The following is a 22,279-nucleotide window of genomic DNA, read 5'->3' on the forward strand; positions in this document are numbered from 1 at the left end:
GAGGAAGCCCGCCGCCTGGTTCAGCCGGTACTTGACGCCGGGATTGCTGAGCTCGGCGATCCCCCGCAGCGCCGCCCACGCCGCCGTCTGCCGCAACGACAGCCCGCCCGGGCCGCGGGCGAGCGCGATCCGCAGCAAGCCGGCGCCATCCACCACCTCGCGCCGCCGCTGGATCGCCTTCGTCTCCAGCGCCAGCGCGTCGAGGTCGAGACCCGGCGGGAGACGCGCCAGCAACTCCGGAAACTGATCGTGCAGGGCAGGGGTCGGATCGGACATCCGCCCCCAGAATCAGATCCAACCGCGTCGGGGCAAGACCTATTTTAGCGCGTATGGGGGCAGCGCCCCCCTGCGGGCAAGCATCGAGGGCGGCGCCCCCCCGCTGGCCTTCGCCGCGCCGAGCCGCCATATCCCGCCCGTGGACCTCTCCTCCCCCGCCAGCCGCCAGCGCGCCTGGCTCAACTCCCTCCTCGTGGACCACGCGGTCCTGCGCATCTCCTGGCGCAACTGGGGTGAGGTCTCGCGCGGCCGCCTCTACCGCTCCAACCACCCCCTGCCCTGGCAGCTCGCCGCCGCGCAGCGGCGCTTCGGGCTGAAATCCGTCCTGAACCTGCGCGGCCACCGGCTGGATTGCGGGTCAGACGCGCTCGGCCGGGCGCGGGCCGGCGAACTCGGCCTGATCCATGCCGATGCCCCCTTCGAAAGCCGCGGCGCCCCCCACAAGGACCGCATCCTGCGCCTGGCGGCGCTGCTGCCCACCCTGCCGGAACCCCTGCTGATCCATTGCAAGTCGGGCGCCGACCGCACCGGCCTGGTCGCCGGCATCTGGCTCATCCTGAATGGCCATTCCGTGGCCGAAGCACTGGGCCAGTTGCACTGGCGCTTCGGCCACATCGCCGCCAGCCGCACCGGCATCCTCGACGCCTTCTTCCGGGACTACGCCGCCCACCAGGCCGCCCACGGCCCGAAGCCCTTTCTCGAATGGCTGACCGAGGACTACGACGAGGCCGATCTCCGCGCCCGCTTCCGGTCGAAGGCCTGGGCAGACCGGCTGGTGGATGGGGTGCTGCGGCGCGAATAGGCTTGCGGTCGGCGGCGACAAGGAATATAGTCCTTTCGTCCTGGCCCCCGCACGGAATGAGTGCCCCCGCCCCTTGAAGCGCCCCTCGCGCTCTGGGATCACAGGCGAAACGCCATACGCGGAGTTGCCCACCATGAAGATCGCCTCCCTCGCCGTGCTCGGCCTGGCCCTTGGCCTGGCCGCCTGCTCGTCCAGCTCCGACACCGATTCGGCCGCCGCCGGCCGCGGCGGCGCGGGCGGCGCCGGGGGAGCGGGCGGCATCGGCCAGTCGCCGCTGGGCGGCCCCGGTGGCGGCAATTTCCGCCCGGGATCACAGGAGGAACTGGCCGGCAGCATCGGGGACCGCGTCCTCTTCGCCACTGATTCGGTGCAGGTGGGCGCCGACCAGCGGCCGATCCTGTCCCGCCAGGCGGAGTGGATGAACCGCCATCGCCAGGTGCAGGTGACGATCGAGGGCCATGCCGACGAACGCGGCACGCGGGAATACAATCTGGCGCTCGGCCAGCGCCGCGCCAATGCGGCGCGGGACCTGCTGGTGGCCGATGGCGTGGCCAGCACGCGGATCCAGACCATCTCCTACGGCAAGGACCGGCCGGTGGAGCTCGGCTCCAACCAGGCGGCCTGGGCGCAGAACCGGCGCGCGGTGACGGTGGTTCGCTAGACAAGTGGCCGATTCATCGGGGCGAAAGCCCCGGAATCGGTGCTAAAGACGGCTAATCCTCATAATCGGCTAAAGAGGGTTAGTGACCTAAAGGTCACGGCTGGCGCGCGGCGAAATCCTCCAGCGCCGCGACGCCGCCCTTGACCAGCAGCGGGATGGCGCGGGCGATCCGCGCCACCGGCCAGTCCCACCAGCCGATCGCCACCAGCCGCGCGGCCTCCTCCTCCGTGTAGCGGCGGCGCACCACCCGGGCCGGATTGCCCGCCACCACGGCATAGTCCGGCACGTCGGAGGCCACGACCGCCCGCGCGCCGATCACCGCGCCATGGCCGATGCGCACGCCCGGCATCACCAGCGCCTCCATGCCCACCCACACGTCGTGGCCCACCACCGTGTCCCGCCCCGGCTTGAAGGGGTAGTCGGCGAAGGGCAGCGCGCCGAGGAAGCCGCCGCCCAGGATGCCGAAGGGGTAGGTGGAGGGCCCCTCCATCGCATGCATCGCGTCCGGGAACATGAAGCGCGCCGCCGTCGCGATGGCGCCGAAGCGCCCGATCCGCAGCCGGGCGCCGGAAGCGCCGAAATTGTAGAGCAGATTGCGCCGGAAGAAGTCCCGGGCGTGCAGCGGGTCGTCGTAATAGGTGAAGGCGCCGACCTCGACGTTGCGGATCTCCGCCAGGCTGTCGAGCAACGGCTTCAGGAAGACGATGCGCGGCTTGTTGGGGATGGGATGGATCGCATCCGGGTCCGGCAGCGCCTCCGCCTCCGCCTTCGACCGCGTCATGCAGCGAAGGCCTGGGTGCGGACGAGGCGGGCATAGAGCCCGTCCTGGGCCATCAACTCCGCATGGGTGCCCTGTTCCACCGCGCGCCCGCCCTCCATCACCACGATGAGGTCGGCGTCGCGCACGGTCGAAAGGCGGTGGGCGATGACGAGGGTGGTGCGCCCGGCGCGCAGCCGTTCCAGCGCCTGCTGCACCAGCGCCTCGTTCTCCGCATCCAGCGCGCTCGTCGCCTCATCCAGCAGCAGCACGCGGGGGTTGCGGAGCAGCGCGCGAGCCAGGCTCACGCGCTGCCGCTGCCCACCGGAGAGCCTGTTGCCCCCGGTGCCGAGCGGCGTGTCGTAGCCCTGCGGGAGCGAGGCGAGGAAGTCATGCGCGGCCGCGGCCCGCGCCGCTTCCTCCACCATCGCGCGGCTGGCGCCCGGCCGGCCGCAGGCGATGTTGGCGAAGGCGGTGTCGTCGAACAGCACGGCGTCCTGGCCGACATAGGCGATGGCGTCGCGCAGGCTTTCCAGCGACACACCGCGGATGTCGGCCCCATCGATGCGGATCGCGCCCTCCGTCACCTCGTAGAGGCGGGGCACCAGCGCCAGCGCGGTGGATTTGCCGGCGCCCGAGGGCCCGACCAGCGCCACGGTGCGCCCGGGTGCGGCGGTGAAGGTCAGGCCGCGCAGCGCGGCATCGGGCACGCCCTCATAGGTGAAGCCCACACCCTCGAACGCCACGCTGCCCTCGCCGGCCGGCAGCGGCCTGGCATCGGCGGCGTCCAGGATGCGCGGCCGCTCATCGACACTGGCAAAGGTGCGTGACAGGCCGGCCAGGCCCTCCTGCAAGGCCGCGTTCAGGCTGCCGAGCGCGCGGGCCGGCCGGGCGGCGATCAGCAGGGCGGCCACGAAGCCCGTGAAGTCGCCGATGGTGCCGAGCCCCGTCGAGACCCGCCAGCCGACGAAGCCCAGCACCAGCGCCACCGCGAAGCCGCCGAGTGCCTCCAGCACCGGATCCAACCGCGCGCGGGTGCGCTGGATGGCGAGCTGGCTGTCCCGCAGCCGCAGGAAGGCGGCCTCCGCGCGCGCTTCCTCCTGCGCCTCCAGCCGGTAGCTGCGCACCACGCGGGCGGCGCCGAAGCTTTCCACCAGCAGCGACGCCGTCTCCCCCACCCGGTCCTGCATCCCCGCGGAGGCGCGGCGGATGCGCTTGCCGATGCGGAGGATCGGCACGATGGCGATGGGATAGAGAAGGGAGGCCAGCAGCGCCATCTTCCAGTCCATCCACAGCATGGACCCCACCAGGCCCACCACCGTCAGCACATCCGCGATGCCGCTGATGGCCTTGGACAGCGCCTCCCGGATCAGGGCCGCATCGGTGGTGAAGCGCGCGGCGTGCCGGGCCGGCGCATCCCGCGCCACGGCGGCCAGGTCGGCCCGCGTCAGCGCCCGGAACAGGTCCCGCTGCAGATCCGTGATGACACTCAGCACCACCTTCTGCATGGCGACCGCTTGGCCATACATGGTCAGCGCCCGGGCCAGGGTGACGGCGATGATGACGGGCGGCAGCGCCCAGACCACCCGCGCATCGCCGGCCGCGAACAGGTTGAACGCCTGCTGGATGATCAGCGGATACAGCGCCGTCGTCCCCGCCACGCCCAGCGTGCAGGCGATGGCGATCGCGACGCCCCCGGGATGGCGGCGGATGTAGTCCCGCCAGAGGCGACGGACGAGCGGCAGGGAGGCAGCATCGAAGGCAGGTCGGGCCATGCGCGCCGTGTAGTCCAAGCGCGCGTCGAGGGCCATGTCGCCGCGCCCGTCAAGACTTGCATCCCAGGCTGGCCGATGCTAGTTCTTCATTCGTTCCGGTGAGGCCCAGGGAGTCAGGACCCCGGGTTTTTCCTTCCCGGGGCGGTGGGCCCGTCCGCCGCCCCGGACCTCTCCAGCTCGGCGGCGAAGCGCGCCAGGGAGGCCGTCCGGTCCGCGACGCAGCCGCCCTCGATCCACCAGGCCCGCACCGCCTTCATGGCCTGCCCGATCCGCGCATCGGGTTTGTGGCCAAGGTCGATCGCATCCTGCCCCCGCAGCGGGAAGACCGGCACGGGAATTGCCGCCAGCCGCGCGCGGAGCCCCGGCCAATCGCCGGCCTCGCCGCGCGACTCGGCAACCCAGGACGCATCGAGCAGGCGCGCGAGGGGGACATCCGCCAGCAGGCGCCGCAGGGCGGCATCGTCCAGCGCACCCCGCACGCGCGCCGTGGCGCGGGCGGCAGCGTATTGCCCGGCCTCCTCCCGCGACCAGCGGAGCCGCGACGGCAGGCGCGCATCGGCGGCGCCGTCCGGCACCAGCACCGCGAGCCGCAGCACCGGGTCCCGCGGCAGGCCGCGCGCCAGGCCGGCCGCCAGCGTGGCGGGGTCCGCGCCCTCCGGCAGCGCGGCGGCGCGAATGCCGGTTTCCTCCATCAGCAGCAGCGCGCCGACGGGGTCCGCAGCCTCCAGCAGCCGCTTCAGTTCCATCCAGATGCGCTCGACCGCGATGCGCCTGGCCAGGCCCTCCACCGCGCCGCGAATCGCCGCCACCGCCGCGGCATCCGGCGCCCCACGCCCATAGCGCGCCCAGAACCGGAAGAAGCGGAGCGCTCTGAGGAAATCCTCGGCCAGCCGGGTGGCGGCATCGCCGACGAAGCGGACGCGGCCTGCCGCCAGATCCTCGCGGCCGCCGAAATAGTCCCAGAGCCGCCCTTCCCCGTCGCAGGACATGGCGTTGATGGTGAAGTCCCGCCGGGCAGCGTCCTCAGCCCAGTCGGTGGTCCAGGCGACCTCGGCGTGGCGGCCATCGGTCGCGACATCGCGGCGCAGCGCCGTCACCTCCACCGCCTGCCCGCCCAGCACAGCGGTGACGGTGCCATGGGCGAGCCCCGTCTCGAACACCTTGAGCCCCGCCGCCTTCAGCCGTTCGGCGATGTCCGCCGGCGGCAAGGGTGCGGCGACGTCCACATCATGCACGGCAACGCCCGCCAGCGCATCCCGCACGCAGCCGCCAACCGCCCGGCTGCCCGGCAGGGCCGCCAGCACGGCGGCGGGGGCGGGTTCCGCCAGGAAGGGCGGCGGCGGGATCCGGCCCTGCGGCGCGTCGGTCACGGCCGCCGCTCCCCATGCCCCGGCGTGATGCTGCCATCCGGCGCCAGGGTGGCGGGCACATAGGCCTCCCCCCGCCCCATCGCGCCTTCCTGCCCGAACCAGATCGCCGCCCCGATGCCGAGCGCCGCGCCGACGGCCAGCGCCAGCACCAGCCCCGGCGAGGGCCCGGTGGAGGTGCGCGGCCGCAGCCTGCGCCAGGCCAGGAACAGGCCCAGCGGCAGCAGCATCAGCAGGATATCGGCGACCGCCATCATGACCGGATGATTCCTAAAGGCGTTGCCGATGGCGGCGACAGGAAGCGTCTCTTCGACCCACGCCAGGCCGCGATCCTAGCCTTCCCGGCACGACCTGGAAGGTGTCCGATGCCCGTGAAGCCGCTGCCCCCCGCCCTGGCCCGCACCCTCGCCGCCGCGCAATGGCCGACGGCGCGCGCCCATGTGCTGACCGAAGGCTTCATCCCCTGGCGCAACCCGAAGCGGCGGCCTCGAGACCGTTTGAGAATGCCGGCGGCTGAGGGTTCGCGGGGGATTTTTCGTGCTGGGCAGGAGCCGGGCGCAGCCGATGCTGGTTGCATCGGCTAGTCCGGGGTCATGCCGCAGGCGTGCGAACCGCACGACCCCAGCGCGGAAAAGCCCAGCGAAACCGACCCGCCGGTGTTCTCAAGCGGTCTCTTGGCCCCTCAACACCCGGGCCAGGCCCATCAGCATGGCCGCGGTGGCGCCCCAGATCAGGTGTTCGTCATGCGGCCAGACCCAGTAGTCCCGCATCCTGCCCCGCACCTCCCGCGACTTCAGCGCGGGCGCCGCGGGGTCCAGCACGGTGGCGAGCGGCAGTTCGAAGATCGCCTGCACCTCCCCCGGTTCCGGCGACAGGGACAGCGGCGGGTCGAGGAAGGCGACCACGGGGGTCACCCGGTATCCCGTCCCCGTCAGATGTTCCGGCAGCGATCCCACGATTTCCGGCAGGCGGGGGTCGAGCCCCACCTCCTCCGCCGCCTCCCGAAGCGCCGCGGCTTCCGCCGTCTCCCCCTTCTCGATCCGCCCGCCGGGAAAGGCCACCTGCCCGGCATGGGAGGAGAGGCGGTCGGACCGCAGGGTCAGCAGGATGCCCGGCCCGGATTCGTGCCAGACGATCGGGATGAGGACCGCGGCGGCCACCGGGCCGTCCGGGCGGATGACGAAGATGTCCCGTTCCTCGAAGGTGGCGTCCCTCGCGCGGTCGTGCGCGGCGGGGTCGGCGAGGCGGGCGGCGATCTCCTCCCGGCTCGGCAGGCCCGGGCGGGTGATGAGGGCCTGACCGGGCTTGGCGTTCACTCCGCCGCCTGGTCGTAGGTATCGTCCTCGTCATCCTGCTGGGCCGTCGGCGCATCGTCGATCGGGAAGAAGACGCCTTCCGACCACACGCCGATCACGGCGCGGCCTTCCACCGTCTCGGGCTGGGCCAGCGCCACCAGTTCGTAGAAGACGGCGCGGTTTATCCGCGCCTCCAACCCCGGGCGGACGGTGATGTAGGGGCGCGGCTCCCGCGACACGGGGTCGATGGTCACGCGAATCGGGTGCTCCGCATCCGCGGTCACCATCTCATCGAGGTTGGTGCGGAAGGTCAGGCATTGCCGGGGCTCGGCCGCGGCGGCGCCCAGCGGGGCGAAGGGGTCGGCGCAGGTGCGCCACCACATCTCCACCGCCACGAAGGGGGCGTCATCCACCTCGATCCGCCCGCGCTCCACCGGCGTTTCCAGCCAGTAGCTGCCATCCTCCTCCCGCTTCAGGACGGAGGCGAAGAGGCAGACCAGCTCCTTCCGCCCGATCGGGCTGCCCCGGTAGAACCAGGTCCCGTCCTTGGCGATCCGCATGGAGAAATCGCCGCAATTCTGGTTCGGCCGCTCCGCGGCCTGGGTCTGTTTCAGGCGGGGCATCGCGGGCATCCGGGCTTCACGCCCTTCCGGCCCCGCGCCCATCAGCGCCCCTTGGGGCGCCGCGTCACGTCGCGCTTCGTTCATCACACCTTCCGCACCCCGTGACCCCTAAGGCCTCTCGGCCCCTGGCTCCCCAGCCACACCACGCAAGACCCCCGATCCACCGCGCGGCCATCGAAGCGTGACGCTTTGATGCACTGCGATGTGGCGCCGGGGATGGGCGAGGTGGATACTCGCCCCATATCGAACTGACCGCATATAGGGAGCCTGACCCGCATGGTGGAAGTGGCCGACGCCGCGGAGGCGGAATCTCTCATCCGGGAGGCCGAATCCCTCGCCGATCGCCTGGCCCGGGTCCGGGAAGGGGTCGGCCGCGTCATCTTCGGGCAGGAAACGGTGGTGGAGCGCACGCTCATCACCCTGCTCTCCGGCGGCCATGTGCTGCTCGTCGGCGTCCCCGGCCTCGGCAAGACCAAGCTGGTGGAGACGCTGGGCACGGTGCTCGGCCTCGATGCCCGCCGGGTGCAGTTCACGCCGGACCTCATGCCGTCGGACATATTGGGGTCGGAGGTGCTGGAGGAGGATGCGCATGGCCGCCGCCACTTCCGCTTCATCAAGGGGCCGATCTTCTGCCAGCTGCTGATGGCGGATGAGATCAACCGCGCCAGCCCCCGCACCCAATCCGCCCTTCTCCAGGCGATGCAGGAGCACAAGGTGGCGATCGCGGGTGAGGTCCACCCCCTGCCCGCCCCCTTCCATGTGCTCGCCACCCAGAACCCGATCGAGCAGGAGGGCACCTACCCCCTGCCGGAAGCGCAGCTCGACCGCTTCCTGCTGGAGATCGATGTCGGCTACCCCGACCTCGCCGCCGAACGCGCCATGCTGCTGGCGACGACCGGCGCGAAGGAGGCGAAGCCGGTGCCGGCGATGACGGGCAGTGAGCTTGCCGCCGCGCAGCACCTGATCCGCCGCCTGCCGGTGGGGGAGCAGGTGCTGGAGGCCATCCTGAAGCTGGTCCGCAGCGCCCGGCCGGAGACGACGGAGATCGAGCAGATCCGCCAGAACCTGGCCTATGGCCCCGGCCCCCGCGCCGCCCAGGCGCTGATGCTGGCGACGCGCGCGCGGGCCGTGCTGCAGGGCAGGCTTTCCCCCAGCATCGACGACGTGATCGCGCTGGCGGAGCCGGTGCTGCGGCACCGCATGGCGCTGAACTTCTCGGCGCGGGCGGATGGGGTGAAGCTGCCGGAGGTGCTCGATGTGCTGAAGGCGCAGCTTGGCTAGCCCCGCGCCCCCTCCCTCCGCCGCCCGGCTGACGATCCCCTGGGCGGAACAGCTCGGCGCGCGCCTGCCGCCGCTGCTGGTGGAGGCCGAGCGGGTGGCGGCCACCGTGATGCCCGGCATCCATGGCCGCCGCCGCGCCGGGCCGGGGGAGGCCTTCTGGCAGTTCCGCCCCTATGTCGCCGGCGACCAAGCCAGCCGGATCGACTGGCGCCAGTCCGGCAAGTCCGACCGGCTGTTCATCCGGGAGACGGAGTGGGAGGCCGCGCAGACGGTCGCGCTGTGGCGCGCCGCCGATGCCGGCATGGCCTGGCGCAGCGGGCCGGAGGTGCCGCCCAAGCAGTTGCGCGCCGACCTGTTGCTGCTGGCGCTGTCGGCGCTGCTGCTGCGCGGCGGCGAAAGGGTGCGCCTGTTCGGCCTGCCGCGTCCCTTCGCCGGCCGCGGTGCCCTGCCGCAGATCGCGGATTCCATGGCTTCCATGGCGCCGGTGCCGGAGGATCCGCGCATCGCGCGGCACGCCCGCGCCGTGCTGTTCGGGGATTTCTGGGGGCGGCTGGAGGAGACCCGCCGCGCGGTCGGCGCGCTGTCCGCCCAGGGCGTGCGCGGCCACATGGTGCAGGTCATCGACCCGGCGGAGGAGACGCTGCCCTATGCCGGCCGCATCCGGTTCGAGGAGGTGGCCGCGGGCCTGGCGGCGGCGCTGGTGCCGCGCGTCGAATCGGTGCGGGAGGTCTATCTGGAACGGCTGACGCGCCACCGCGCGGGCCTGGCTGCCATTGCCGCCGCCGCCGGCTGGAGTTTTGCCACCCACCGCACCGACCAGCCGCCGGAGGCCGCGCTGCTGGCCCTGCACCAGGCGCTGGCGCCGCCATGAGTGCTCTCATTGACGACGGTCCAGGAGGCTCTGCCTCCTGGCGGATGGGGTCCGGGGAAGGCAGAGCCTTCCCCGGGTCGCTCCTTTGCTGGACGGGCACCGCCCCATGCTGACGCTCGGCCCCATCGCCTTCACCGCCCCCTGGCTGCTGGTCGCCCTCGCCCTGCTGCCCATCCTCTGGTGGCTGTTGCGGGTCACGCCGCCGGCGCCGAAGCGGCAATCCTTCCCGGCGTTGCGGCTGTTGCAGGAATTGCCGGCGCCGGAGGAAACCCCCTCTCGCACCCCCTGGTGGCTGCTGGCGCTGCGGCTGGCCGCGGCGGCGCTGATCATCCTGGGCCTGGCGCGCCCGGTGTGGAACGCGACGGCGGGCGAGGGCGGGGACGGTCCGCTGCTGATCGCGATCGATGATGGCTGGGCCGCGGCCGCCGATTGGCCGGACCGGCTGGCCGCCGCCGAATCGGTGCTGGACGCCGCCGCGCGCAGCGGCCGCCGCACCGCCCTGCTGCTGACGGCGCCGCCTGCCGTGCCGGAGGCCCCGCGCATCACCGGCCTGATGCCGGCGGAGGAATTGCGGTCCCGCCTCGCCGCGCTGCGGCCCAAGCCCTGGGCGCCGGACCGGCCCGGCGCGCGGGAGGCCCTGGCCGCCTGGCGCGCGCAGCATGCCAGCCCCTTCGCCACCTTCTACGTGGCGGACGGCGTGGAGCATGAGGGGGCCGAGGCGCGCGGCTTCCCCGCCCTGGCGGAGGCCCTGGCCGCCGGCGGCACGCTGACCCTGGCGCGGTCGGAGGGCCGCCCGACGCGGGTGCTGCCGCCGCCGCGCGGCGAGGCAGACCGCCTGGTGCTGACGGTCCGCACGACGCCGCTGCCGATTGCCTCGGAGGCCGTGGTGCTGGCCCGGACGGGGGATGGCCGGACGCTGGACCGCGCCGTGGTGCCGATCCCCGCCGGGGCGACGGAGGCCGAGGCAGCGATGCCGCTGCCGCTGGAAATCCGCAACCAGGTGGTGCGGCTCGACCTCGATGGCATCACGGGCGCCAATGCCACGGTGCTGCTGGATGAACGTTTTCGTCGCAGGCCGGTGGGGCTGATCTCGGGCGGGGAGGAAGCGGCGGCGGATGTGCCGCTGATCGGGGAGCTCTTCTACCTCGACCGCGCGCTGGCGCCCCATGCCGAGCTGCGGCGGGGCAGTGTGGAGGCGCTGCTGGCGCGGCGGCTTTCCGTCCTGGTGCTGGCCGACCGGCCCATCACGGAGGGGCGGGAGCGGGAACAGCTGACGCGCTGGATCGAGGCCGGCGGTACGCTGCTGCGCTTCGCCGGGCCGCGGCTGGCGGAGGCACCGGACACGCTGATGCCGGTGCCGCTGCGCGCCGGCGAACGGCAGCTCGGTGGCGCGCTGTCCTGGGAAAGGCCGCAGACGCTGGCCCCCTTCCCGGAAGGCTCGCCCTTCCAGGGGCTGATGCCGCCGCCGGAAGTGACGGTGGAACGCCAGGTGCTGGCGGAGCCCTCCGCGCGCCTCACCGGCCATACCTGGGCGCGGCTGGCGGATGGCACGCCGCTGGTGACCTGGGACAACCGGGGCGCGGGGCGGATCGTGATGTTCCACGTCACCGCCAATGCCGAATGGTCCAACCTGCCGCTGTCAGGGTTGTTCGTGGAGATGATGAAGCGCCTGGTCGCCCTCTCCGCCGGGGTCGGCGGCGCCGATGGGGAAGCCCCCCTGCCGCCCTTCGAGACGCTGGACGGCTTCGGCCGGCTCGGCCCGCCCCAGCCCGGCGCGCAGCCCATCCCGCCCGCGCGGATCGAGAACGAGGCGCCATCGCCCCGCCACCCGCCGGGCTGGTACGGCAGCGGCGCGGGGGGAGAGGCCGCGCATCGCCGCGCGCTGAACCTCGGCGCGGGGGTGGCCCCGCCACGGCTGGCCACCGGCATCCCGGCGGGGACATCGATGAGCACCATCGGCGGCGTGCCGGCGGAACGGGACCTCGGCCCCTGGCTGCTGGCGGCGGCGATGCTGCTGCTGGTGGTGGACATGATCCTGTCCCTGCTGCTGCGCGGCCTGGTCGGGCGCGGGCGCAGCCGGGCGATGTCCGGGATGGGGGCGGGGGCGATCCTGCTGGGCGCGATGCTGGCCGGCGGCCCGGTGGCGGCGCAGGACGGCAATGCGGCGCTGGCCACGCGGCTCGGCTATGTCGTCACCGGCGATGCGGCGGTGGATGAGGTGAGCCGCACGGGCCTCGTCGGGCTGTCGGATTTCGTCAACCGGCGGACGGCGGCCGCGCTGGCGGACCCGCTGCCGGTGACGCCGGGGCGCGACGATTTGGCCTTCTTCCCGCTGCTCTACTGGCCCGTGCTGGGGGACGCGCCCCAGCCCAGCGCCGCCGCCGCCGCCGCGCTGAACGGCTTCATGCGCAATGGTGGCATCATCCTGTTCGACACGCGGGATGAGGGATCGGGCGAGGGCTTTTCTCCGGGTTCGCGCGCCGCTTTGCGGCGGCTCACCAGGGATCTCTCGATCCCGCCGCTGGCGCCGGTGGCGGAGGACCATGTGCTGCGGCGCGCCTTCTACCTGCTGCAGGACCTGCCGGGCCGCTTCACCGGCGGCAATGTCTGGGTGGCGCGGGAACAGGACCGGGCGAATGACAGCGTCAGCCCCGTCATCATCGGGGGGCATGACTGGGCCTCCGCCTGGGCGATCGATGCGCGGGGCAACAACCCCTATGCCGTGATCCCCGGCGGGGCGCGGCAGCGGATTCTGGCCTACCGCTTCGGCACCAACCTCGTGATGTACGCGCTGACCGGCAACTACAAGGGCGACCAGGTGCATGTGCCGGCCATCCTGGAAAGGCTGGGGAATTGAGGGCGCTTGAGGGAATGAACCCATGAAGCAGGCGCTGGCTGGCATCGACTTCGCGCCCGTCATCCCGCTGTGGCTACTCGCGGCGCTGGCGGGGCTCGCGCTGCTGGCCTTGCTGCCGGGGCTGCTGCGCGTGGTGCGGAACAGCGCGGGCGCGGCAAGCTGGGCCCCGGCGCCCGGCATCTGGCTGCGCGCGCTCGCCTTCGGCGCGCTGGTGCTGGCTCTCGCCAATCCCCGCCTGGTGGAGGAGACGCGGGAGACGCGGCCCGACATCGCGCTGCTCGTCGTCGACCGCAGCGACAGCGCCGTGCTCGGCCCGCGGGAGGCGCAGATCACCGCGGCGCGGGAAGCGATCGAGGCCCGCGCGCGGCGCCTGCCGGAACTCGAACTCCGCACCGTGGAGGTGCCGGAGGGCGGCAACCAGGGCACGCGGCTGTTCAGCGCGATGGAACGCGCCTTGGCGGACATCCCCCGCGCCAGGCTGGCGGGCGTGATGGCGCTGACGGATGGGCAGGTGCATGACATCCCCGCCGCCCCGGCGCTGGACGCCCCCTTTCACCTGCTGCTGTCGGGACGGCCGGGCGAGGTGGACCGGCGGCTTCGCGTGGTGGAGGCGCCGGGCTTCGGCATCGTCGGCCGCCCGGTCGAATTGCGGGTGGTGGTGGAGGACCAGGGCGCGCCGCCCGGCGGTGCCGCGCGCCTGACCATCCGGCGGGACGGCCAGCCGCCCCGCGTCGAATCCGTCGCCGTCGGCCGCGAACACCGCATCGCGGTGCCGATCGAGCGGGGCGGGCCGACCGTGGTGGAGATCACCGCCGAAACCCGGCCGGGGGAGGTCAGCGAGATCAACAACCGCGCCGTCGTCTCCATCAACGGCGTGCGCGACCGGCTGCGGGTGCTGCTGGTCTCGGGCGAGCCCCATGCGGGGCAGCGGACCTGGCGGCGGCTGCTGAAGGCCGATCCGAACGTCGATCTCGTCCACTTCACCATCCTTCGCCCGCCGGAGAAGGACGATCTGACACCGCTGCATGAACTCGCCCTGATCGCCTTCCCGGTGCGGGAGCTGTTCCAGGTCAAGCTGCGGGAATTCGACCTCATCGTCTTCGACCGCTTCGCCAATCGCGGCCTGCTGCCGCCGGTCTACCTCCGCAACATCGCGGACTACGTCCGCGGCGGCGGCGCGCTGCTGATGTCGGTCGGGCCGGAATTCGCGGGGCCGACGAGCCTCGCCTCCACGCCGCTGGGCCAGATCCTGCCGGCCCGCCCGCCGACCGGCGCCGGCGCCGCGCAGGCCGCGCTGCTCGAACAGCCCTTCCGGCCTATGGTGACGGAGACGGGGGCGCGGCATCCGGTGACGGAGGGCCTGCCCGGCGCCAATGTGCTGGGCGCCGGCCTGGCGGATGCCACCTGGGGCCGCTGGTACCGCGCCATGCGCGCCGATGCGCGGGCCGGCAACACCGTGATGGAAGGGCCGAACGGCACGCCGCTGATGGTGCTGGACCGGGTGGGGGAGGGCCGCGTCGCCCTCATGCTCTCCGATCACATCTGGCTGTGGTCCCGCGGCCATGATGGCGGTGGGCCGCAGCAGGAACTGCTCCGCCGCATCGCCCATTGGACGATGAAGGAGCCGGAGCTGGAGGAGGAGGATCTGACGGCGCGGATCGACCAGGGCCACCTGACCGTCGTCCGCCGCAGCCTGGAAGCCGGCCCGCCGCCCGAGATCACCATCACCGCCCCCGATGGCAGCATCACCCGCCGCGCCGCCGAAGCCCGGGGCGGTGGCCGCGCGGTGGTGGAGATGCCGGCGGTGCAGGCCGGCGTCTGGCAGGCCGCCGATGGCCGCCGCACCGCCTTCGCCGCGGCCGAGGCCCCGAACCCGATGGAGGTGGCGGACCTCCGCGCCGACGAAACGCGGCTGCGGCCCCTGGCGGAGGCGACGGGCGGCGCGGTGCGCTGGCTCGGCACCGATGCCCAGCCACTGGTGCCGGAACTCCGCCGCGTGGCGCTGGGGCGGGACCAGCATGGCGGGGCCAGCCCCGGCCCCGGCTGGATCGGGCTGCGGCGCAACGCGGACCACACCGTGACCGGCATCACCGCCCTGCCCCTGCTGCCGCCCTGGCTCGCCCTGCCGCTGGTGCTGGGCCTGGCCCTGGTGGCCTGGCGGCGGGAGGGGCGCTGACGTTTCGCGGCCGGCATCCTACATGCCAGGCATGACCCGGACAGCCGCTCTCGGAGCCCTCCTCCTGCTCGGTGCCTGCGCGCAGGGGCCGACGCTGCAACAGCGCCTCTCGGTCTTCATGGGCCAGGGGGAGGGTGACCTCGTTGCCGCCCTCGGCGTGCCGGTGCGCGTGCATGAGGCCGAGGGACGCCGCTTCCTGCAGTTCGAGCAGCGCCGCACCGTGGCTGTGGCCGCGCCCCAGCCCTTTCCCTATTACGGGCGCTTCGGACCGCGCTTCAGCCAGTGGCCGCAGCCGCCGGGCTACGCGGTCATCGGCTGCGACATCACCTTCGAATTGCAGGAAGGCCGGGTCCAGGGCTTTTCCACCCGCGGCGAGGGCTGCCGGTGATCGGGCCCTTCCTCGGCCGGGGGGAAGTGCGTAGGTTGCGGGCCATGCGACGCATCCCCCGCCTGCCCGCCCTGCTGCTTCCCCCCCTGCTGGCCAGCGGCGCCTTCATGGCCACGCCGCCGGCTTCGGCGCAGGAGATGATCCGGCCGCCGCCGGCCGCCAATACCCAGCAGGCCCCCGCCCCTGCCCTGCCGGGCCTGGCGGCGCGGCGGGCCGTGGCGCCGATCCCGGGCGATCCCGCCGCGAACCTGTCCCCCAATGCTGCGCTGTTCGATGCGGTGGCGCGCGGCGACATCGCCGCGGCGCGCGATGCCGTGTCGCGCGGGGCGGATGTGGAGGCGCGGAACGCGCTCGGCCTGACGGCGCTGGATGCGGCGGTGGACCAGGGGCGCAACGACATCGCCTTCTACCTGCTCTCGGCCCGCGACGTGTCGCGCAGCGGCACCCAGGCGCGGGCCCCCGCCGCCGGCCGCGCCAGCGCCGCGCCCCCCGCGCCGCCCCCGCGCCCGGTCCGGCAGGCGGCGCCGCTCAACACGCCGCCCATCGCCGCGGCGGCGGTGGCACAGCCCCGTTCGGCCACGCTCTGGGCCGGCAATGGCGGCGCGCCGCAGCCGGAGATCGGCTTCCTCGGCTTCGATGCCGGCCGTCCCGCCGGCGCCGCACCCCCGGCCGAGGCCGCGCCTGCCCGCCGCGCGCCGCGCGGCTGAGCCGGATCCACCGCGCGCCGCGCCGTCAGTCGTTCCCGGCTGAACGGACGCCCGGGCGCTGATCGACCGCCCCGGCGGGGGATGCGGCGGGGCGGGCCGCCGGGTCCGCCACCCGGCCACGCAGCGCGTCGATCAGGCCGAGCAGGCGGCGCGTCTCGAAGGGCTTTCGCAGCACCGCATCGAAGCCGGCGGCACGGCAGGCGGGCTCCACCTCCTCCGGCTGTTCGGCCGTCAGTGCGATCAGCGGCACGCGGCCCTGTTCGCCGGGCAGGGTCCGCAGCGCGGCGGCGACGCCGAAGCCATCGAGGCCCGGCATGTGCAGGTCCAGCACCGCCAGGTCGAAGGCCGCGCCATGCAGCGCGGCGAGCGCCGCCGGCCCGTCCTCCGTCGCCGTCACGGCATGGCCGGCGCGTTCCAGCACCGCCGTCAGCAGCAGGCGGCTGGCCGCCACATCCTCCGCCACCAGGATGCGGAGCGCGGCATCATGGGCGGGGGCGAGCGGCGCGGCCCCGGGGCGGTAGGGCACCCAGAAGACGAAGCGGCTGCCCGCCCCCGGCTTGCTCTCGGCGCCGATGGCGCCGCCCATCGCCTCCACCAGCCGCCGGCAGATGGCAAGGCCGAGGCCGCTGCCGCCGAAGCGCCGCGCGGTATCGGCGCCTTCCTGGCGGAAGCGGTCGAAGATGCGGGGCAGGGCCTCCGGCGCGATGCCGATGCCGGTATCGACCACGGCCACCTCCACCCGTTCCGGCCGCGCGGTCAGGCGTGCGGAGACGACGATCTCCCCACGCTCCGTGAACTTGATGGCGTTGCTGATGAGGTTGGTGGTGATCTGGCGCAGCCGCATCGGGTCGCCCCGCATCCAGCGCGGCAGGCCGGGGTCCAGCTGCACCCGCAGGCCGAGCCCCTTCTGCTGGGCGACGCTGCGCATCAGCCCCGCGCAATCCTCCAGCAGCTGCGCGATCTCGATATCCGCGTCTTCCAGCTCCACCGCGCCTTCATCCAGCCGGGCGAAGTCCAGCACATCGCCGATCAGCGCCAGCAGCGCCTGGCCGGCCCGGCGCTGCTGCTCCACCCATGATTTGGCGGTGGGGGGCAGGTCGGCCTTGGCGAGGAGGTCGGTGTAGCCGAGCAGCCCGGTCAGCGGCGCGCGCAGCTCATGGCTGACCGTCGCCAGCATGTCGGTGCGGCGGCGGTCATGATCCGCGGCGCGGGCCAGGGCTTCGGCCTGGCTGCGATGGCGCATCGCCTCCTGCCCCCGGTGGCGGGATGCGATGCGGGCGGCGACGCCGATGCCGGCCATCACGGCGGCGGCGCCAGTGGCCAGGACCAGCCAGCCCAGCACGGTGGCGGCGAAGGTGTCGGGCGTGGCGGCGGCCACCAGCGTCCAGCGCGAATCGCCGACCGGCATCGCATAGGCGGTGAGCGAGGGCAGCGACAGCATCTGGCGGGGCTGCGCCAGCGCCAGGCGCAGATCCTCCGGCGCCGCGGTGCCACTGGCGGCGCGGGCGATCATCCGGCCCTCGGCATCCAGCAGGGTCGCCGACCAGCCGCGCGGCAGGTCGGCCTGGTCCAGCACGCGGGCATAGGCCGAGGCCTCGACCGCCCCCATGAGGGAGAAGCGCACCAGGCCATCGACCCGGACAGGAACCCGCAGCGCCACGAAGCCGTCCAGCAGGCCGCTCGGCATGGCGCGGCCGGTGCGCAGCACGCTGGCGACCGAGGCCGGGTCGCGCAGCGGCGGCAGCACGGCTTCAACGGGGTAGCGAAGGTTCAGCAACTGACGTTCGCCATCCATCAGGACGATGGTGAACCAGGATGAATCGCGCGCCATGGCGCGCTGCGCCTCGGCCCGGAAGGAGACGAGGTCCCCGGCGGCGAGGCGCGCCGAGCCGGCCAGCGCCTCCAGCACCCGGATGCCGCCGCGGAGTTCGGCCTCCAGCGCCACGGAAAGCGCCGTGGCCGCCCGCTGCAGGTCGGCCTGCCGGTCTGCCTCCCGCTCCGCCCGCAGGGCCAGCGACAGCATCAGGCCGAAGGCCGCCAGCGGAAGGACGGCCAGGAAAGGGGCAAAGAGGGTCAGCCGGGACAGCAACCTGCGGGAGAACCAGGACCCGCCCTCCTCGGGGAGGGGTGATGGCGTGACGATTTCTGGCACGCTGGCGCTGCACCTTCCGCTGGGGATCGCGACGGCGGTAGCCGATCCACCGGGCGCCCAGGCACCGATTACAGCATCGGATGTAGTGCCGTCATCCCATGCTTCTACCGGAACGCGAAAATCATCAACAGAGCGCAACCAGATCCGGCAATAGGCCGCGGTAGACAAGGATATTTCTTGAACCGCGGCGGAATCGCCGCGGCTTCACATGGCCGTTACCGCGTCTCCTGGCCCATCGGGCCGGCCGGTCATTCCAGGCGGACATCGGCGGCGCGAATCACGTCGCGCCACTTGGGAGGCTCCGCCGCCAGGAAGCGGGCGAATTCGGCGGGGGTGTTGCCCACCGTCTCGAAGCCCAGCGTCGCGATCCGGCTGGCGACCTCCGGCCGCTTGATGGCGGTGGCGAAGACGTCATGCAGCCGGGCGATGATCGGCGCCGGCGTGCCCGCCGGGGCGAGCAGCCCGTACCAGGCTTCCACGCTGATGGCGGGGCCGCCGGATTCGGCCATGGTCGGCACCTCCGGGAAGGCGCCGAAGCGGCGGGGCGTGGTGACGGCCAGCGCCTTCAGCAGGCCGGCGCGGACATGCTGGATGGATTGCGGGCTGTCGAAGAACACCGCCGTGTCGCCGCGCATCACCGATTGCGTGGCATCCGGCGTCTGCCGGTAGGTGACGTTGGTCATCTGGATGCCGGCTTCCCGCAGGAACATCTCGGTCGCGAGATGCGGCACGGTGCCGTTGCCGGCTGTCGCGTAGTTCAGCGCGCCTGGGCGGCGCTTCGCCTCCGCCACCAGGTCGGCGATGGTGGCGAAGGGCAGGCGCGGGTTGGTCACGACCAGCAGCGGGCCGGTGGTGAGCATCGAGATCGGCGCGAAGGCCGTGGCGGGGTCATAGCCCAGGTCCCGGTAGAGGAACTGGTTGATGACCAGGGGGGAGGAGGCGTTGAGCGCCAGGGTGTAGCCATCCGGCGCCGCCTGGGCGACGATCCGGCTGCCGAGGTTGCCGCCGGCGCCGGCCCGGTTCTCGATCACCAGAGGCTGGCCGAGCGCGGCGCCGACGGGTTCCGCGAGCAGCCGCGCCACCACATCGGTCGGGCCGCCGGCGCCGAAGGGCACCACCACGCGGATGGGGCGGTCCGGCCAATTGCCCTGGGCACGGGCGATGCCGGGCAGGTTGATGCCAAGCGGGGCGAGCATCCCGGCCAGGGCCGGGAGGTGGCGGCGGGTCAGCATGGCCATGGTCATTCCGGCTGGATGCGGGCAGCGGCGACGAGGGCCTGGTTGCGCGGGATCTCGGCCGCGATGTAGCGGGCGAAGGCGTCGGGCGATTCCGCCACCGGCGTCAGGCCGAGATCCGCCATGCGGGCATTCACCGCGGGCTCCATCGCCGCCTGGTTCACCTGGGCGTTGATGCGGGTGACGATGTCGGCCGCCAGGCCCCGCGGGCCCCAGATGCCGGTCCAGCCATCCAGCACCATGTCGGCGAAGCCGGCCTCCACCATCGTCGGCACATCCGGCAGCACGCGCTGCCGCGCGGCGGAGAGCACGCCATAGGCGCGCAGCCGCCCGTCCCGGATCAGCGGCATGGAAGGGCCGAGCGGGGCGATGAACAGGCTGACGGCGCCGGAGACGAGGTCGTTCATCGCCGGGCCCGTGCCGCGATAGCTGACGAAGGTCGTCGTGACGTTCAGCTTCTGCCAGATCGCCGCCGTGGCCAGCTGGCCGACCGAGCCCAGCGAGGAACCGGCGAAGGAGAAATCATCCGGCCTGGTCCGGATGGCGGTGAGCAGCTGGTCGAGGGTCCTGGGCGCCAGGGCGGTGCCGCCCACGATGACGTAGGGGACGGAGACGGTGCGCGCGATCGGCGTGAAATCGGCCTGCAGGTCGAAGGGCACGTTGCGCTGCACGAAGGGCAGCACGGTCAGCACCTCGTTCGAATAGAGGAAGGTGGTGCCATCCGCCGCGCTGCGGGCGACGGTCTCCGCGCCGACCGCGCCATTGGCGCCGGAGCGGTTCTCGATCACCCAGTTCTGGCCCAGCAGTTCCGCCGCGCGCGGCGCGATGAGGCGCGCGGTCAGGTCGGTGGTGCCGCCGGGGGGATAGGGGACGACGATGCGGGTGCTGCGCGTGGATTGCGCCAGGGTGGCGCGGGACAGGGCGGGCATGGCGAGTGCGGCCACCGCCAGGCGGCGCGTGATGCGGATGGTCATGAACGTCCCCTCCCCGCCGCGTGAACCGTGGCGGAATTGCTTCAGTGCCTAAGCATCGGGGCGTGGGAGGTTCCGGTCAAGCGGGAGGATCGGGTTCGACAACGACCAGTTCGGCGCCGTCCTCCACCAAATCGCCCACCTGGCAGCGCAGGGCCTGGACGGTGCCCGGGATGGGGGCGGTGATGCGCATCTGCACCTTCATCGCCTCCATCACCAGCAGCACGGCGCCCCGCAGCACCCGGTCCCCGGGCGCGGCGAGAAGCTGGAGGATGCGGCCGGGCATGGGGGCCAGGATGCGGCCGCCACCGGCCTGTTCCTCCCCGGAGGGCGCGCGGGGGTCGAGGAAGCGGAGCTCATGCGTCGCGCCATCCAGCACCACCATCAGCAGGTCGCCGTCGCGCGCGACGGTGGCGCGGATGGCGCGGCCGTCCAGGGAGAAGGACAGGGCATCGCCGTCCCAGCGCGGGTGGTCCAGCGCCGCGCCGCCATCGGCGAAATCGATGCCGCGGCCGGGGTGGAGGCGGAGCGTCACGGTCGAATCGCCGTCGAACAGAAGGAGATCCTGGTAGCCATCGCCGTTGAGACGCCAGGCATTGGCGGCGCCCCAGGGGGAATGGGGGTCCGACGCATCCCGCGCCCCGGCATCCCGCAGCAGGCGCAGCGCGGCGGAAGCCAGCGCCGCGCGGGGGGCCGGCACGGCCTCGGGCAGCAGCTGCGCCGCATGGCGGGCGATGAAGCCGGTGTCGAGATCCGCCCGCGCGAAGGCCGGGTGGGCCGCGATGGCCCGCAACAGGGGAAGATTGCTGCGGATGCCGGCGACGGCGGCGGCGTCCAGCCCGCGGGAGAGGCGGCGCAGCGCCGTGGCGCGGTCCGGCCCGCTGGCGATGATCTTGGCCAGCATCGGGTCGTAGTGGATGGGCACGGCATCGCCCTGGCGAACGCCGGAATCGATGCGGATGCCGGGGAGGTGATCCGGCAGGGCCAGGTGACGCAGCACGCCGATGGAGGGGGCGAAGTCCCGCGCCGGGTCCTCCGCATAGAGCCGGACCTCGATGGCGTGGCCGGCCAGGGGGATCTTGGCCTGGGAAAGGGGAAGCGGCTCCCCCATGGCGACGCGGAGTTGCCATTCGACCAGGTCCTGGCCGGTGATCGCCTCCGTCACGGGGTGTTCGACCTGGAGGCGGGTGTTCATCTCCATGAAGGCGAAGCTGTCGCCTTCGGATATGAACTCCACGGTGCCGGCGCCGACATAGCCGATGGCGCGGGCGGCATCGCAGGCGGCCTTCCCCATGGCGGCGCGGCGTTCGGCGGTCATGCCCGGGGCGGGGGCTTCCTCCACCACCTTCTGGTGGCGGCGCTGGATGGAGCAGTCGCGTTCATGCAGGTGGACGACATTGCCGTGGCTGTCGGCGAAGACCTGGATCTCGATATGGCGGGGCTTCGTGAGATAGCGTTCGAGCAGGAGGCGGTCGTCGCCGAAGGCGGCGCGGGCCTCGCCGCGGGCCAGGGTGAGGGCTTCGTCCAGCGCGGCCGCGTCGGTGGCGACCTTCATGCCCTTGCCGCCGCCGCCGGCGCTGGCCTTGACCAGGATGGGGAAGCCGATGCGGTGGGCCTCGGCGCGGAGGGTGGCGTCCGCCTGGTCCGCGCCGTGATAGCCGGGCACGAGGGGCACGCCGGCCTTGTCCATCAGCGCCTTGGCGGCGGCCTTGCTGCCCATGGCGCGGATGGCGGCGGGGGGCGGGCCCACAAAGACCAGGCCGGCTTGCGCGCAGGCGGCGGCGAAATCGGCGTTTTCCGAGAGGAAGCCGTAGCCGGGGTGGATGGCCTCCGCCCCCGTGGCGCGGGCGGCGGCGATCAGGGCGGGGATGGAGAGGTAGCTTTCGCGGGCGGGCGCCGGGCCGAGGCGGATGGCGGTATCGGCCAGGGCGACATGCATCGCTTGCGCATCCGCATCGCTGAAGACGGCGATAGTGCGCAGCCCCATGGCGCGGGCGGTGCGGATGATGCGGCAGGCGATCTCGCCGCGGTTCGCGATGAGGAGGGTGGCGAAGGTGGTCATGGGGAAGGCCCTGCCTTCCCCAT

General features: G+C 73.2%; 18 protein-coding genes and 1 pseudogene. 8 read left to right on the forward strand and 11 right to left on the reverse strand.

The features are described from left to right. Positions 1-276: pseudogene (locus tag BM041_RS24660) on the reverse strand (hypothetical protein); the annotation flags it as partial. A gap of 139 nt (positions 277-415) precedes the next feature. Between BM041_RS24660 and BM041_RS24665 the strand changes: the two are divergent. Both BM041_RS24665 and pal read left to right on the forward strand, forming a co-directional pair. Next, the gene (locus BM041_RS24665) at positions 416-1,078 is read left to right on the forward strand and encodes a tyrosine-protein phosphatase (RefSeq protein WP_408735419.1); all 663 of its coding nucleotides are present in this window, start codon (positions 416-418) and stop codon (positions 1,076-1,078) included. Between the two features lie 133 nt (positions 1,079-1,211). After that, on the forward strand, positions 1,212-1,739 hold the full coding sequence (gene pal, locus BM041_RS24670; protein ID WP_092962584.1) for a peptidoglycan-associated lipoprotein Pal: 528 nt from the start codon (positions 1,212-1,214) through the stop codon (positions 1,737-1,739). Between the two features lie 94 nt (positions 1,740-1,833). On the opposite strand, the gene BM041_RS24675 is transcribed toward pal, so the two are convergent. The 6 genes from BM041_RS24675 to BM041_RS24700 all read right to left on the reverse strand — a co-directional run bounded on the left by BM041_RS24675 (position 1,834) and on the right by BM041_RS24700 (position 7,556). Further along, positions 1,834-2,520 carry a CatB-related O-acetyltransferase gene (locus BM041_RS24675; RefSeq protein ID WP_092962585.1) on the reverse strand — a complete coding sequence of 229 codons (687 nt, stop codon included), beginning with the start codon at positions 2,518-2,520 and terminating at the stop codon, positions 1,834-1,836. Then, positions 2,517-4,271, reverse strand: a complete 1,755-nt coding sequence (locus BM041_RS24680) for an ABC transporter ATP-binding protein (protein WP_092962723.1) — start codon at positions 4,269-4,271, stop codon at positions 2,517-2,519. Before BM041_RS24680 ends, BM041_RS24675 begins: the two co-directional genes overlap by 4 nt. Before the next feature lie 113 nt (positions 4,272-4,384). Beyond that, complete coding sequence (locus tag BM041_RS24685) at positions 4,385-5,641, reverse strand: CCA tRNA nucleotidyltransferase (RefSeq protein WP_245762259.1); 1,257 nt, start codon at positions 5,639-5,641, stop codon at positions 4,385-4,387. Beyond that, entirely contained in the window at positions 5,638-5,895 is a 258-nt protein-coding gene (locus tag BM041_RS24690; protein ID WP_092962586.1) for a hypothetical protein, read from the reverse strand. The genes BM041_RS24685 and BM041_RS24690 overlap by 4 nt, the downstream gene beginning before the upstream one ends. A 405-nt stretch (positions 5,896-6,300) precedes the next feature. After that, a complete protein-coding gene (locus tag BM041_RS24695) occupies positions 6,301-6,954 on the reverse strand; it encodes a CoA pyrophosphatase (protein ID WP_092962587.1) in 654 nt (217 codons plus the stop codon). Further along, positions 6,951-7,556 (reverse strand): DUF1285 domain-containing protein, encoded by a 606-nt coding sequence (locus tag BM041_RS24700; RefSeq protein WP_245762260.1) that lies wholly within the window; start codon positions 7,554-7,556, stop codon positions 6,951-6,953. Before BM041_RS24700 ends, BM041_RS24695 begins: the two co-directional genes overlap by 4 nt. A gap of 276 nt (positions 7,557-7,832) precedes the next feature. Between BM041_RS24700 and BM041_RS24705 the strand changes: the two genes are divergently transcribed. The 6 genes from BM041_RS24705 to BM041_RS24730 all read left to right on the forward strand — a co-directional run bounded on the left by BM041_RS24705 (position 7,833) and on the right by BM041_RS24730 (position 15,836). Beyond that, the gene (locus tag BM041_RS24705) at positions 7,833-8,837 is read left to right on the forward strand and encodes an AAA family ATPase (RefSeq protein WP_092962588.1); all 1,005 of its coding nucleotides are present in this window, start codon (positions 7,833-7,835) and stop codon (positions 8,835-8,837) included. After that, on the forward strand, positions 8,830-9,708 hold the full coding sequence (locus BM041_RS24710; RefSeq protein WP_245762261.1) for a DUF58 domain-containing protein: 879 nt from the start codon (positions 8,830-8,832) through the stop codon (positions 9,706-9,708). The genes BM041_RS24705 and BM041_RS24710 overlap by 8 nt, the downstream gene beginning before the upstream one ends. A 106-nt stretch (positions 9,709-9,814) precedes the next feature. Next, on the forward strand, positions 9,815-12,565 hold the full coding sequence (locus tag BM041_RS24715) for a DUF4159 domain-containing protein (protein WP_175534154.1): 2,751 nt from the start codon (positions 9,815-9,817) through the stop codon (positions 12,563-12,565). 22 nt (positions 12,566-12,587) lie between these two features. Next, a complete protein-coding gene (locus BM041_RS24720; RefSeq protein WP_092962589.1) occupies positions 12,588-14,741 on the forward strand; it encodes a hypothetical protein in 2,154 nt (717 codons plus the stop codon). A 31-nt stretch (positions 14,742-14,772) separates the two neighbouring features. Next, positions 14,773-15,129 (forward strand): hypothetical protein, encoded by a 357-nt coding sequence (locus tag BM041_RS24725; RefSeq protein WP_092962590.1) that lies wholly within the window; start codon positions 14,773-14,775, stop codon positions 15,127-15,129. Positions 15,130-15,173: 44 nt separating this feature from the next. Further along, entirely contained in the window at positions 15,174-15,836 is a 663-nt protein-coding gene (locus BM041_RS24730) for an ankyrin repeat domain-containing protein (protein WP_092962591.1), read from the forward strand. A 25-nt stretch (positions 15,837-15,861) separates the two neighbouring features. On the opposite strand, the gene BM041_RS24735 is transcribed toward BM041_RS24730, so the two are convergent. The 4 genes from BM041_RS24735 to BM041_RS24750 form a co-directional block, all read right to left on the reverse strand. Beyond that, complete coding sequence (locus BM041_RS24735; RefSeq protein ID WP_139226173.1) at positions 15,862-17,988, reverse strand: hybrid sensor histidine kinase/response regulator; 2,127 nt, start codon at positions 17,986-17,988, stop codon at positions 15,862-15,864. 248 nt (positions 17,989-18,236) lie between these two features. Next, on the reverse strand, positions 18,237-19,220 hold the full coding sequence (locus tag BM041_RS24740; protein ID WP_217648836.1) for a Bug family tripartite tricarboxylate transporter substrate binding protein: 984 nt from the start codon (positions 19,218-19,220) through the stop codon (positions 18,237-18,239). An 8-nt stretch (positions 19,221-19,228) separates the two neighbouring features. Further along, complete coding sequence (locus tag BM041_RS24745; RefSeq protein ID WP_092962594.1) at positions 19,229-20,197, reverse strand: Bug family tripartite tricarboxylate transporter substrate binding protein; 969 nt, start codon at positions 20,195-20,197, stop codon at positions 19,229-19,231. Between the two features lie 76 nt (positions 20,198-20,273). Then, the gene (locus BM041_RS24750; protein ID WP_092962595.1) at positions 20,274-22,256 is read right to left on the reverse strand and encodes an acetyl/propionyl/methylcrotonyl-CoA carboxylase subunit alpha; all 1,983 of its coding nucleotides are present in this window, start codon (positions 22,254-22,256) and stop codon (positions 20,274-20,276) included. Between the last annotated feature and the right edge of the window lie 23 nt (positions 22,257-22,279).

The sequence above is a fragment of the Falsiroseomonas stagni DSM 19981 genome, from assembly GCF_900114315.1.
GTDB classification, from domain to species: domain Bacteria; phylum Pseudomonadota; class Alphaproteobacteria; order Acetobacterales; family Acetobacteraceae; genus Falsiroseomonas; species Falsiroseomonas stagni.

What these genes read in the sequence shown, in the direction of transcription:
- pal (WP_092962584.1), top strand. Translation starts at nt 1,212, where the DNA reads ATGAAGATCGCCTCCCTCGCCGTGCTCGGCCTGGCCCTTGGCCTGGCC.
- BM041_RS24675 (WP_092962585.1), bottom strand. Translation starts at nt 2,520, where the DNA reads ATGACGCGGTCGAAGGCGGAGGCGGAGGCGCTGCCGGACCCGGATGCG.
- BM041_RS24680 (WP_092962723.1), bottom strand. Translation starts at nt 4,271, where the DNA reads ATGGCCCGACCTGCCTTCGATGCTGCCTCCCTGCCGCTCGTCCGTCGC.
- BM041_RS24690 (WP_092962586.1), bottom strand. Translation starts at nt 5,895, where the DNA reads ATGATGGCGGTCGCCGATATCCTGCTGATGCTGCTGCCGCTGGGCCTG.
- BM041_RS24700 (WP_245762260.1), bottom strand. Translation starts at nt 7,556, where the DNA reads ATGCCCCGCCTGAAACAGACCCAGGCCGCGGAGCGGCCGAACCAGAAT.
- BM041_RS24705 (WP_092962588.1), top strand. Translation starts at nt 7,833, where the DNA reads ATGGTGGAAGTGGCCGACGCCGCGGAGGCGGAATCTCTCATCCGGGAG.
- BM041_RS24715 (WP_175534154.1), top strand. Translation starts at nt 9,815, where the DNA reads ATGCTGACGCTCGGCCCCATCGCCTTCACCGCCCCCTGGCTGCTGGTC.
- BM041_RS24720 (WP_092962589.1), top strand. Translation starts at nt 12,588, where the DNA reads ATGAAGCAGGCGCTGGCTGGCATCGACTTCGCGCCCGTCATCCCGCTG.
- BM041_RS24725 (WP_092962590.1), top strand. Translation starts at nt 14,773, where the DNA reads ATGACCCGGACAGCCGCTCTCGGAGCCCTCCTCCTGCTCGGTGCCTGC.
- BM041_RS24730 (WP_092962591.1), top strand. Translation starts at nt 15,174, where the DNA reads ATGCGACGCATCCCCCGCCTGCCCGCCCTGCTGCTTCCCCCCCTGCTG.
- BM041_RS24740 (WP_217648836.1), bottom strand. Translation starts at nt 19,220, where the DNA reads ATGCTGACCCGCCGCCACCTCCCGGCCCTGGCCGGGATGCTCGCCCCG.
- BM041_RS24745 (WP_092962594.1), bottom strand. Translation starts at nt 20,197, where the DNA reads ATGACCATCCGCATCACGCGCCGCCTGGCGGTGGCCGCACTCGCCATG.
- BM041_RS24750 (WP_092962595.1), bottom strand. Translation starts at nt 22,256, where the DNA reads ATGACCACCTTCGCCACCCTCCTCATCGCGAACCGCGGCGAGATCGCC.